General features: G+C 57.6%; 11 protein-coding genes and 2 tRNA genes. 5 read left to right on the plus strand and 8 right to left on the minus strand.

Annotation, left to right across the window (positions count from 1 at the left end):
- Positions 1-176: 176 nt before the first annotated feature.
- From CGLAMM_RS06750 to CGLAMM_RS06760, 3 genes are all read left to right on the plus strand, one after another.
- Positions 177-1388, plus strand: a complete 1212-nt coding sequence (locus tag CGLAMM_RS06750) for a mechanosensitive ion channel family protein (protein ID WP_394820368.1) — start codon at positions 177-179, stop codon at positions 1386-1388.
- Positions 1389-1480: 92 nt separating this feature from the next.
- Positions 1481-1555: transfer RNA gene (locus CGLAMM_RS06755), tRNA-Val, on the plus strand.
- Between the two features lie 642 nt (positions 1556-2197).
- Complete coding sequence (locus CGLAMM_RS06760) at positions 2198-3745, plus strand: hypothetical protein (RefSeq protein WP_418115501.1); 1548 nt, start codon at positions 2198-2200, stop codon at positions 3743-3745.
- A 205-nt stretch (positions 3746-3950) separates the two neighbouring features.
- Here the strand turns inward: CGLAMM_RS06760 and CGLAMM_RS06765 are convergent, their stop codons facing one another.
- Both CGLAMM_RS06765 and CGLAMM_RS06770 read right to left on the minus strand, forming a co-directional pair.
- The gene (locus CGLAMM_RS06765) at positions 3951-4514 is read right to left on the minus strand and encodes an SIS domain-containing protein (protein WP_394820370.1); all 564 of its coding nucleotides are present in this window, start codon (positions 4512-4514) and stop codon (positions 3951-3953) included.
- Entirely contained in the window at positions 4511-4741 is a 231-nt protein-coding gene (locus CGLAMM_RS06770; RefSeq protein ID WP_394820371.1) for an MDR/zinc-dependent alcohol dehydrogenase-like family protein, read from the minus strand. Before CGLAMM_RS06770 ends, CGLAMM_RS06765 begins: the two co-directional genes overlap by 4 nt.
- A 10-nt stretch (positions 4742-4751) precedes the next feature.
- Here CGLAMM_RS06770 and CGLAMM_RS06775 point away from each other — a divergent pair, with 10 nt between their 5' ends.
- Complete coding sequence (locus tag CGLAMM_RS06775; RefSeq protein WP_394820372.1) at positions 4752-4997, plus strand: sugar-binding domain-containing protein; 246 nt, start codon at positions 4752-4754, stop codon at positions 4995-4997.
- A 260-nt stretch (positions 4998-5257) separates the two neighbouring features.
- Here CGLAMM_RS06775 and CGLAMM_RS06780 read toward each other — a convergent pair.
- From CGLAMM_RS06780 to gatC, 4 genes are all read right to left on the minus strand, one after another.
- A tRNA-Ser gene (locus CGLAMM_RS06780) sits at positions 5258-5350 on the minus strand.
- A gap of 92 nt (positions 5351-5442) precedes the next feature.
- On the minus strand, positions 5443-6900 hold the full coding sequence (gene gatB / locus CGLAMM_RS06785; RefSeq protein ID WP_394820373.1) for an Asp-tRNA(Asn)/Glu-tRNA(Gln) amidotransferase subunit GatB: 1458 nt from the start codon (positions 6898-6900) through the stop codon (positions 5443-5445).
- Complete coding sequence (gene gatA / locus CGLAMM_RS06790) at positions 6897-8375, minus strand: Asp-tRNA(Asn)/Glu-tRNA(Gln) amidotransferase subunit GatA (protein ID WP_394820374.1); 1479 nt, start codon at positions 8373-8375, stop codon at positions 6897-6899. Before gatA ends, gatB begins: the two co-directional genes overlap by 4 nt.
- On the minus strand, positions 8375-8662 hold the full coding sequence (gatC, locus tag CGLAMM_RS06795) for an Asp-tRNA(Asn)/Glu-tRNA(Gln) amidotransferase subunit GatC (protein WP_394820375.1): 288 nt from the start codon (positions 8660-8662) through the stop codon (positions 8375-8377). Before gatC ends, gatA begins: the two co-directional genes overlap by 1 nt.
- A gap of 72 nt (positions 8663-8734) precedes the next feature.
- Here gatC and ruvX point away from each other — a divergent pair, with 72 nt between their 5' ends.
- Complete coding sequence (ruvX, locus tag CGLAMM_RS06800; protein ID WP_394820376.1) at positions 8735-9202, plus strand: Holliday junction resolvase RuvX; 468 nt, start codon at positions 8735-8737, stop codon at positions 9200-9202.
- A 37-nt stretch (positions 9203-9239) separates the two neighbouring features.
- On the opposite strand, the gene CGLAMM_RS06805 is transcribed toward ruvX, so the two are convergent.
- Complete coding sequence (locus CGLAMM_RS06805) at positions 9240-10262, minus strand: isocitrate/isopropylmalate dehydrogenase family protein (protein WP_394820377.1); 1023 nt, start codon at positions 10260-10262, stop codon at positions 9240-9242.
- Between the two features lie 12 nt (positions 10263-10274).
- Positions 10275-12050: an aminopeptidase P family protein gene (locus CGLAMM_RS06810; RefSeq protein ID WP_394820378.1), complete on the minus strand. Its 1776-nt coding sequence runs from the start codon at positions 12048-12050 to the stop codon at positions 10275-10277.
- Positions 12051-12058 lie beyond the last annotated feature (8 nt).

Raw genomic sequence — 12058 nt, forward strand, 5'->3', positions numbered from 1 at the left:
ATATCGTGTCAACCACGTGCGCAATGATTTTGTGCGTGATATCAAAAAACTGCAATGGTGCCCGGCTGACGAAAAAAGGAAGCCGACCGGTCGTTGACCCGTTTCAATGAAAGCCTGTCTCCTGACCATCTACTGCTTTCGCTGGCCGCGGTCGTCCTGAATGGGTTGATGCCGACATGAGTTTCAAAACCTACTTTATCGCCTCCCTCCTCCAGTTTCGTGCGTATTTCGGGTGGTTGCCCGCATCGGTCGTGACGGTCATCATGCTCGTCACACTGGCATTGGTCGCGTTTTATGCCAGCCATTGGATGACGCGCTTCCTGCTCCGCCTGCTCAGTCGGGAGGGTAGCACGGTCGCGCGCAAAATCGTGCTGTCGACGCGTCGCTCCGTGCGGCTGATCATCGTGCTGGTTGTGGTGATTTCAGCCTTGCCCGCGGCTTCCGGACTTTCCTGGCGGACGACGCAGATTCTGCAGAAATCTTTCGTCTTCATCGCGATATTAATGGTGGGTTATAGTGCGATCAAAGCATTCCGTATTATGACGGAGGCTTATCTCAGTCGCATTTCGCTGAGTGAGCATCACGATGACATCATCGTCCGCTCGCACCAGACGCAAATCAAAGTTCTGCAACGCCTTCTTGAGATCCTCGTCGGTATCATCACCGTCGGGGTCGCATTGATGACGTTTGATTCCGTCCGCAATTATGGTGTGTCTCTCTTCGCCTCGGCTGGTGCTGCATCACTGATCGTCGGCTTGTCGGCACGCGGCCTGCTGACGAATCTTCTGGCAGGTGTGCAGATCGCCATTACCCAGCCGATCCGGATGGAAGATCTCATCATCATTAATGGCGACTGGGCGTGGGTGGAGGAAATCACGGCGACTTACGTCGTGCTACGCGTCTGGGACTGGCGGCGACACATCGTGCCGATCTCCTATTTTCTTGAAAACCGGTTTGAGAACTGGACACATAACTCAGCCGCCATCATCGGCATCGTCTATCTGTATCTCGATTACGAAGCCCCGATCGACGCGCTTCGGGAGGAATTACAGGAGATCGCGAAGACATGTCCTCTCTGGGATGGAAAGGTGCTCGATTTTCAGGTTGCGGATTGTGACGCTGTGACAATCAAGATCCGAATCATCGCCAGCGCCCGAAGCGCGCTCAAAAGCTGGGATCTCCGCTGCGACATTCGCGAGAAGATGATTAAACGCATTCGGGAGGATTATCCTGAAGCATTGCCGCGCCATCGGCTGGGGATGGTGACGGCGCATATGGTAAGGGAGGTCACTTCCATGGGGGAGGAAGAGATTTCGCCCCCGATTGACCGTCCGCCGCCACGCCCCCCTTCGAAACTGGCCAAACCATCCGGGCCAAAAGGCGGATGATGATGCTTGGAGCAGCGCGTGCGGCATTTTTTTTAAATTCCAGTCTTGTCAGTCGCGCTGATGAAGGTTAGAAGCACGCCCACGGACCAGATGGGCGCATAGCTCAGCGGTAGAGCACTACCTTGACATGGTAGGGGTCACAGGTTCAATCCCTGTTGCGCCCACCATTTGGTCCGTCACAGATTCCCCGATTTCAAGCTGATCGACGCGCGGCCCGCACCGCCTTATCGCCTGCGGGCACGGTGAATGCGAGATGCGCCTCTCTCAGCGAAGATGATGAAGCTCTCGATAGAGCGCCAGGCCGGATATCAGCGAGGCTCGTGACGTAAGTTTCAGTCCTCGATAAGCGGTGCCGTATGAGAAATCATGCAGCAACGTCGATCTCATCTTCCTGATGATTCGTGACCCGCAATGTTCCCGCGCATGACGGCGCGGACGGGGCGTTACCATGCGGGACAATCACATTCTCCTCCAGTGTCGCCGCTACTTGAAGCGGCGTGATGCTCCCATTTTGCGGCCGAGCGATGCACAGGCCGAACCCCGTACCACAATCTCCACCAAGATTATGTGAAACGATGGGTTGACGTCGCCCACGACAAAAAATTTTTCCACAGAGAAACAGGATTTCTCGACAATAAAATAAATTGAACTATTTAAATAAAAATTTATCAAGCCAAGATAATCTGACTTTTGCGCGAGTTATTGGTGGATCGTCGGTCCGGCTACCTCGCAGCTCGGAAATAAACATGTCTTCTCGACTTCCTCAAAGCTGAACGAGAAGGATTCATCGAAAAAGGAATCGTAGAACGATGGCAACGATCACCGTCCCGGGTATCACCGGTCAGAATTACCAGTTTGACGCGCCGGAGACGGCCACAAGCGCTTTGGCGCAGCAATATGCGGACGCAATCACTGCGGCCATCGCAGACGGTACGTTCGTCGCCGTCCCTCCCAATGTCTCAGCGTCGGATGTTTTTACCGTTGTTGAGGCGGACTGGATCGTCCAGTCCTTTGGGACGACCCTGGATAATCTGGCAGACGGCGTCACGCACCTTCTTGTCCATCAAGGTAATGCGACGGTGCCGTCAAGTTTTTCGATCGATGCCACGGAATCACGTCAGCTCTCCATCCTCGATGCATCAACTTCTCCGGGGAATTACATGATCTCCGGGGCAATTGGCGGGGCGATTTCCGTCCTGGAGGGCTCACGCTTTTCTGACTTCGGTAACGCGACGGGGGATTGGACGATTGCCGTCAATGCGGGCGGCGTTCCCAACTCACCTGTTGGCCCGTCCAGTCAGGAAGGCCTCAATGAACTTGTCAGCACGGCTTTGAATGTGGGCGGCAACGTCATCAACACGTCGAGTGGTGAAAATTATGTAACGGTAACAGGTGCGAGAAACCTCATTGGTCTCGGCCAAGGCAATAATTATCTCGTCTCTCAGGGCAATGACACTGTTTACGGTCAGGGTTTCGACGTCAACTACCTCACGGGCGCCGGGGGGTTGGATTACATCGTCACGGCAGGGACGACATATGGCAGGGATTTTGTGACGATCAATGGCGGTCGTGGGCAGTATGATCTCGGCGAAAACGCCGACGTCATCGATACGGCGACGGTAGGCAGTGTCATCAAGGTGAAGGCAAACAGCTCCATCTCGGGCGGTACCGGGTCAACCGTGACATTTGATAATGCAGGTGGGTCAGGGACGATTACCGGCGCTGTCGGTGACACGATTTCCGCGGCGGGAAATCTCTCCGTCTTTCAGGGGCAGGATCATGTCGTCAGTGTGGCCGGCGCATTGACCTTCCTCAACGGAACTGGAAACTCGACGATTTCAGGCGGTGAGAACAGCACGATCTGGGGAGGTGCGGGCCTCGATGCCATTGCGACGATGACGGGCTATTCCATCATCACCCTGAATCAACCGGGCTCCACCGGTAACCAGACGATCGACGCATCAAATTCAACCGGCAATATCGACTTCTGGTCAGGCGCGGGAGAGTCTCTCTTTACTGGCGGGACGGGTGACGATCACATGGTCTTCGGCACGGCGTTTTCAGGCGCGTCCGGTGACTCAATTGTCACGGTGACAGGCGGAGAGGGTGCAAATTCCTTCGGCGTCCTGGCAGGTCACAGTGGCGGCAATATCACCATCACGGATTTCGATGCCTCGAAGGGTGATTATTTCTTCCAATATTTCTACAACCCTGTGGATTCGGCGCTGGCGGTCCAGGATCTGCTGGCCACCGCCACGGTCTCAGGGGGGAATACGATTCTGCAGCTGGATAATAATATGCAGGTCACGTTCCTCGGGGTCGAGCATCTCGACGCCTCCGCCATCCATATCAGCTGATCCGACGGATAGGATTTGAGCTGGAAGGGTCAGTTTCGAACTGTAGATACGGGCCCTTCCATCCTCTTGCCTTATTCGTATCGTCGAAATTCCATGATTCGCCCGTGCTTCCGCCGCGTGCCGATCGACTTGATGTCGCAAATTGGACGACCGATGGGACAATGTTCGGGACGTTCGTGAAACGCCATCCCGCCGCGCAGACCCTTTACTGGAAATTCGTGTGACGGTGCGCCATTTCGGCCTCGGACACCTCGAATTCCTTTACGAGCTCTGCGAAAAGCGCATCGCAGGTCAGCAGAACGCCTTGCTCAAAAAGGCTGCCCGCAAATTGACGCGAGTCAGATGCGGGGATTTCAAGGGTGATGTCAGATAATTTCTGTAATGCATTTTCCCCCGCACAGGTGATCGCGATGATCTTCGCACCGACATCACGCGCGATCTCTCCGTAATGGAGCGTCACATGCGTGGCACCGGAGCCGGAAATTAATATCAGCACGTCTTCCGGCTGGATGGAGGGTGCTGAAGCTTCACCGATAAAATGCGTGTTAAGGCCAAGATGCATGAAGCGCATGGCCACCATCTGCGCGACCAGACCGGACCGCCCCTGACCGGAGAAAAACCACCGCGTTCCCGTCTTCCCGCCTTTGGAAATGGCAAGGCAGAGCGCGGCGACGGCCTCAAGCTGGGAGGGCGCGCTATCTCGCATGAGACGCGACGTCTCGTCCATGACGATCTGGAGACTGGCCTTGGCCGGGTTAACGGATCTCATAATGTCACCATTGGCTTGATCGAATGCGGGTCGCGCGATGCCTCAAGCGTATCCTGAACATGCACCAGGTCATAACGCGCCGTCACCATCGATGTCAGATCCACCTGATGGCGCGCGACCATCGAAATCGCGATTGGCCAGGTGCCGGTATAGCGGAAAACACCTGTCAGCCAGATTTCCCGCGTCTGAAGCTTAGTGAAGGGGATCGGCAGTTCGTCCGCGCCCATCCCAACGAGCATGAAGAAAGAGGAATGCCAACGATACGATGTTTCCAAGGCGGCGAACAGTCCCGAAATCGATTCGGCGAAATTCGTCTGTGAAATCTGCGCCATCCCCTTGGACGCGGCGGGCCAGCCATTGCAGACAGGCTTCAGCCGTCGGACAATGGGGGTCTCCTTCGACAGTTTGCGCAACATCCCCTCACGTTATCGCCGCAACTGGCGGCCCCGGCAAACAAAACGCCATCCTCGCCGCCCTTTGTAGTGGCGCCATAACGTCACGCGTTACGGATCAGCCAGCGGCCCGGTATTTGATGGGGGTGGGGTGAGGGAATGGAGGCTTGAAAGGGCGCAGATCGTGAAGACGAGGCAATGCCCCCACCCCTTTTTTGTGACTCCCAAAAAAACCCCCAATTTCGTGCGCTTGCATGACAAGGGGTGAGAAGCCGTGAGAGAAGTTTATGGCGGGAAACCGGGGAAAATCAAGGGTCGTGAGTGGGGATGAGAAGCCGTGATAACGGTTGCTGGCGGAGGGGATGGGATTCGAACCCACGGTACGGCTTGACACCGTACAACGGTTTAGCAAACCGCCGCCTTCAGCCACTCGGCCACCCCTCCGCCGTGAGGGACGTTGTTTACACGACGTTTGCAACTGTGCTTCTAGGGGGAATTGGCATGGACGTCAAACCCCCTTTGATGCTGAAACGTGATTATACCGCGAGTATTTTTTTCAGCAGCTCATTGACAAGGGCGGGGTTGGCTTTTCCCTTCATCGCCTTCATGACCTGCCCGACAAAAAACCCGAAAAGCTTGTCTTTTCCGCTGCGATATTGGGCCAGCATGTCCGGATTTGCCTCCAGCACCGCCGTGATCGCGGCTTCAATCGCGCCCGTATCTGTGACCTGCTTCAGCCCGCGCTTATCGACGATGTCGCTTGCGGAAGCCTCTGACGTGAACATCTCCTCCAGAACTTCCTTCGCGATCTTGCCATTAATCGTCGAATCCTGAATCAGCTTGAGCAGACCCGCGAGGCGTTGCGCCGAGATCGGGGAGCGGTCAATTCCGACGCCGAGTTTATTCAGGCCGGCGAAAAAGTCGCCCAACATCCAGTTGGCTGCCAGACGCGGCTCCGTTTCTTTCGCGAGGGTCTCATAGAAATCCGCCACGGCCTGCTCCGTGGTCAGAATACCGGATTCGTAACGGCTGACGCCATATTGCGCCTCCAACCGGGCACGTTTCGGCTCGGGGAGTTCCGGCAGGTGATCACGCAGCGATTCGACCCATTTTGCGTCGAGAACCAGCGGCAAAAGGTCCGGGTCCGGAAAATAACGGTAGTCATGCGCATTTTCTTTGCTGCGCATGGAACGCGTCTCACCGCGCGTGTGGTCGAAAAGCCGCGTCTCCTGCTGCACCTCGCCACCCGATTCCCAGACTTCCACCTGGCGTTGCGCTTCAGCCTGAATCGCCTGCATGACGAAGCGGATCGAATTGACGTTTTTGACCTCACAGCGTGTGCGATAGGCTTCCCCCGTCTTACGCACGGAGACATTGACATCCGCACGCATGGAGCCTTCTTCCATATTGCCGTCGCACGTGCCGAGGTAACGCAGAATCTGCCGAAGCTTCCGCAGATAGGCCCCGGCTTCCTCCGGGGAGCGCAAGTCGGGCTCACTGACGATTTCCATCAGCCCGACACCGGCGCGGTTGAGGTCAATCAAAGTAAGTTCCGGGTCCTGATCATGGATGGACTTGCCCGCATCCTGCTCAACATGCAGGCGCGTGACGCCGATTTTCCGCGTCTGCCCATCGGCAAGCTCAATCTCGATCTCGCCTTTCCCGACAATAGGGTGCTCAAACTGGCTGATCTGATATCCCTGCGGCAAATCGGCGTAAAAGTAATTTTTGCGGTCAAAACGGCTGAAAAGATTGATCTGCGCATTGAGTCCGAGGCCCGTTCGCACAGCTTGCGCGACGCATTCCTCATTCAAGACCGGCAACATCCCGGGGAAGGCAGCGTCAACCAGACTGACCTGCGTATTGGCCTCAGCCCCGAATGCTGTCGGCGCGCCGGAGAAAAGTTTGCTCTGACTGACGATCTGGGCATGGACTTCCAGCCCGATCACGACTTCCCAGGCGCCGGTCGCGCCCTCAATAGCATAAGTGCTCATGACAGCCCCTCCGCAAAATGAGCAGGGCGATGCGCAAATGACGCCGCGTCCTCCAGCACCCGACCGGCTGCAAACATGGTTTCCTCCTCAAAGGCGCGGCCGATCAGTTGCAGCCCGAGCGGCAAACCTTCTCCATTGAGACCTGCCGGCAGGGAAAGGGCCGGCAGGCCGGCCAGACTGGCGGGCACCGTGAAAATATCGTTCAGATAGACCTGCACCGGGTCGCTTGGCTTCTCATCCTGTGCGAAGGCGGCGCTGGGTGCTGTTGGCGTCAGAAGCACATCAACATCCGCGAAAACAGCATCAAAATCGCGTTGGATCAGCGTGCGCACTTTTTGCGCGTGCAGATAATATGCGTCGTAATAACCGGATGAAAGCACATGCGTCCCCATCAGGATGCGGCGGCGGACCTCCTCCCCGAAACCCGCGCGCCGCGACGCTTCATAAAGCCCGTCCAATGAGTCAGCGGTGACTCGTGTCCCGAAGCGCACCCCGTCATAGCGCGCAAGATTGGAGGAGGCCTCGGCAAGGGCGACGATATAATAAACGGGCAAGCCATATTGCGTGTGGGGCAGGGAGACATCGATGATGTGCGCCCCGGCTTCTCGCAGCCAGGCGATCCCCTGGTCCCAAAGCGCCTGGATTTCCGCGGGCAATGTGTCGGGGCGATATTCTTCGGGGATGCCGACGCGCAGCCCCTTCACGCCGCGATTTAACGCGTCTGCGTAAACAGGTACGTCGCGCTGCGCGGAGGTGCTGTCATGCGGGTCGAAACCAGCCATGGATTGCAGCAGCAACGCGCAATCCGCAAGATTGGCGGCCATGGGGCCCGCCTGATCGAGTGAACTCGCGAAGGCGATCGTCCCGAAGCGAGAGCATCGACCGTAACTTGGTTTGACACCGGTAATGCCGCAGAAGGCCGCGGGCTGCCGGATGGAGCCGCCTGTATCCGTGCCCGTGGCGCCCAGTGCCATCCCCGCCGCAACCGCGGCCGCTGACCCACCGGATGAACCACCCGGCACGAGGCGCTGTTCGGACGAAGCGCGTTTCCAAGGATTGGTCACGGGGCCGAAATGGGAGGTCATGTTCGTTGACCCCATCGCGAATTCGTCCAGATTGGCCTTGCCTAGAAAAACAGCGCCGTCCTGCAGAAGATTTTTTGTGACCGTACTTTCATAAGGTGGCACGAAGTCTTTCAAAATCGCACTTGCTGCCGTGGTCCTGACCCCTTTCGTGCAGAAGAGATCCTTGACAGCCAAAGGTAAACCATCAAGCGGCAGGGCCTCACCCTTTGCGCGACGCGCGTCGGAAGCTTTTGCCTGGGCCCGCGCGCCCTCCGGGTCAAGCGTGATATAGGCGTTGATCTCAGGGTTCAGCTGTTCCGCGGCGGCGAGGAAATGATCCGTCACTTCCAGCGCTGAAATCTTTTTGGCGCGGAGGGCGTCGCGTGTGGCGGTAAGGGTCATGCGGGACATTATTCAACCACCTTCGGCACAGCGTAAAACGGGCCGCGCCGCAGGGGCGCATTGCCTAAAACATCTTCCTCGTTATTTTCCAGCGCGACTTTATCCTGACGCGTGCGTAGGGTTGCGACACCCGCGCCGGTCATGGGGGGCACGTCGGTGACATCGACATTTTTAAGTTGCTCGACCCATCCGAGAATATGATCAAGTTCCGACCCGACTTCAGCGCATTCCTGAGGCGTCAGGCCGATGCGGGCCAATTTGGCGATCCGCATGACGGATTCTGTGTCCAGCGACATAAATTCTCGACTTTCCTGCTGAGGGGCGGGTAGGGAAGAGTGTTAATTTTGGTCGGGTTATAACGCTTAATCATGTCGCTATTCAATCCATACAAGCTGCGCGCCACGCTCGGACGAGATCAACGTGTGCTGGGCATTGATCCGGGAAGCGTTTCCGTCGGTCTTGCTTTGAGTGACGTCAGTTTGATGCTGGCCTCACCCTACCGCGTCATTAAGCGGCGGAAGTTGGGGCAGATGGCGGCTGAAATCTCCGCCATGATCGCCGCGGAGGGCGTGGGCGCGCTGGTTTGCGGCCTGCCCCTCAGCATGAACGGGGAGAGGGGACCGGCGGCGCAGGCGGCTGAAGACTGGCTGCGTGACCTCTCCTCACGTCTTGACCTCCCTGCTTGCTGTTGGGATGAGCGTCTTTCCTCCTCCGCGGTTAATCGCTTCCTGATTGAGGAAGCCGACATGACCCGCAAAAGAAGGGCGGCGGTCGTAGATAAAATGGCCGCGTCCTACATGCTGCAAGGCTGGCTTGACGCGACACGCGACAGATAAAATCCACGCGTGTCGTGCCCGGGTCAGGGCAGGGGGTTTACAATGCGTCGAGCAGGGCTGTGGTGATCTCACTTGTGTTGGATGTGCCGCCAAGGTCACGGGTGCGCACGCCGCCTGTGGTGACGACGCGGGTGATGGCGTCATCCAGACGTTGCTTCAGATCATGACGCCCCACATGGGCCAGCATCAACCCGCCTGCCATCAACAGGGCCAAGGGGTTGGCGACATTTTTACCGGCAATATCCGGCGCTGAACCATGGACGGCCTCAAAGATGGCGGCTTTCTCACCGATATTCGCCCCCGGCGCCATGCCCAGCCCCCCGACAAGTCCAGCTGTGAGGTCAGAGAGAATATCACCGAAAAGATTCGTCGTGACGATGACATCGAACTGCCAGGGATCGGTGACGAGCTGCATGGCGCATGCATCGACAATCCGCTCGTCGATGGTGATCTTCCCGTCATATTCCTGCGCAATATCGCGGCCCGTCTCCAGGAAAAGCCCACTGAAGATTTTCAGAATATTGGCTTTATGGACAAGCGTGACTTTTTTGCGGCCATTCGCGACGGCGTAATCACAGGCGAAGCGGATGATCCGCGCACATTCTTCGCGGGAATTAAAGCCGCCACCGCAGGCGATGGCGCGTGGGTCATCCCCCAAGGGGAGGTAATATTCATTTGCGGCGTAAAGCCCCTCGATATTTTCACGCACCACGACGAGGTCGATATGATCAAACCGTTCGCCGGGGATGATTGTCCGCGTCGGGCGCAGATTGGCATAGAGTCCGAAGCGCTGGCGCAAAGTGACATTGACGGACTTGAACCCCTTGCCGACCGGGGTCGTCAGCGGGCCTTTCAGGGCCAGACCGGTGCGGGAAATGCTTTCGAGCGTCGCTTCCGGCAGGGGCACACCGTTGGATTCGATCGCGCCGAGCCCGCCCGCACATTTCTCCCAGATAAAGGGGGCGCCCAGTTTTTCGAGAATTCTCACGGTTGAGTCCGTGATTTCCGGGCCGATCCCATCGCCTTCAATGAGGGTCGCCCGATATGTTTTGCTGGTCATAAAAAGCCTCAATCAACAGTTCAGGGGTGCACATGCCTCCATGAGCCACGCCCGTGCATCTCCCTCCAGAAGCGGGGAAATTTCCGCCCGCGTTTTGGCGTGATAGGCGTTGATCCAATCGATCTCCTCCGTAGAGAGAAGGGCGGGGCGGATCATTTTGCGGTCAAAAGGTGCGTAATTCAGCGTTTCGAACGTCAGAAATTCCCGCGGACCCGTCCGGGGTGCGACTTTGACGATCAGCAGATTTTCCGAGCGTATGCCGAAATGTCCCGGCTCGTAATATCCGGGTTCGTTCGAGACGATCATGCCCGGCATAAGCGGGGTGGGACGCGGGGCCGCGCCGATATTTTGCGGTCCCTCATGCACGGAAAGGTAACTCCCAACGCCATGGCCCGTCCCGTGATCATAATCGAGCCCCGCCTGCCATAAAGCATAACGGGCGAGCGGGTCCAGACGATAACCCGGTGAGCCGACGGGGAAAATCGCCCGGGCGATGGCGATATGCCCTTTCAGCACGCGCGTGAACGCGTCACAAATGGCGTCATCCGGCGCGTTCGGCCCGATCCAGATTGTGCGCGTCACGTCCGTCGTGCCGGCCTCATACTGCCCGCCACTATCAATGAGGTAAATCTGGTTCGCCGTGAGTTCACGATCCTGTCCCTCGATCGCGCGGTAATGGGGCAGGGCGGCATTTGGTCCCGCGGCGGAAATTGCGGGGAAGCTCTCCTCCCGGAATTCGGCCGACCCAGAGCGGAACCGCAGGAGGTGATCGGCGAGTTCTGACTCGCGGCGTCCAACGCCCGACCCGGTGACGAAATGCAGGAATTTGCATAGAGCGGCTGAGTCGATTCTCTGGATGCGACGGGCGCCATCAAGCTCGACGTCGTTCTTCTGCGCCTTCAAAAGGTGGCAGGGATCGGCATCATGCACTGGCTTTGCCCCGATTGCATCGAGATGCTGCCGGAACCACACGGATGCGCTTTCCGGGTCCAGCCGCACGATCTTGCCTCGGAGATTTTCCAGAGACTGGGGCAAGGCTTCAGGTGGGGCGAAGGTGACGCCAGGCCCGAAATGGGCGGCGGCGTTCTCAGGCAGGCGGGCCTCATCGATAAAGGCCGTTACCGCGCCATCCGGTGTGATCCGTCCGAAGCCCAGTACCACCGGCGTATACGGCACGTCATCACCGCGCATATTGAGCAGCCAGGCAAGGCAGGTCGGGTCCGTGATCATGGCGGCGTCATGTCCATGCTCTGCCAATATCTGCCCGATATGCGTGCGTTTCTGTAAAGAGTTTTGCCCGGAAAATTGCCGGTCCAGAAGCTGGACCTTGCCATCAGGCTTTTCCGGTTGCGTCACCCAGGCTGCATCGATCGGGTTTTGCGCACATGGGACCAGCGTCACGGACGACATGGCGTCGAAATTTTTGAAAAGCGCCTTGGAGGTCAAGCGCGGGTCATAGCCGAGTTTCAAGGGCTTCTGACGCGCCGCCACCCATTTTTGCGGACCACCCGCCACAAGGCTTTGCGCGGACCAGATGGACGGATCAAGCTGGTTGCGGAGCTGCTCGGTATACCGACCATCTGAAAAGACGGCCCCTTCATCCTGCAGCAGGATCGCCAGCCCGGCACTGCCGGTAAAACCGGTCAGCCAGGCGAGGCGCTCCGCATAAGGGGCGACATATTCACCGAGAAATTCATCGCCCCGCGGCAGGATAAATCCGTCCAGACCCTCTGCGGAGAGCTGTGCACGTATATGGCGGATGGAATCGCGGCTTGCGGATAATGTCACCTTTAACC

This window comes from Sorlinia euscelidii (assembly GCF_036452135.1).
GTDB classification, from domain to species: Bacteria; Pseudomonadota; Alphaproteobacteria; order Acetobacterales; family Acetobacteraceae; genus Sorlinia; species Sorlinia euscelidii.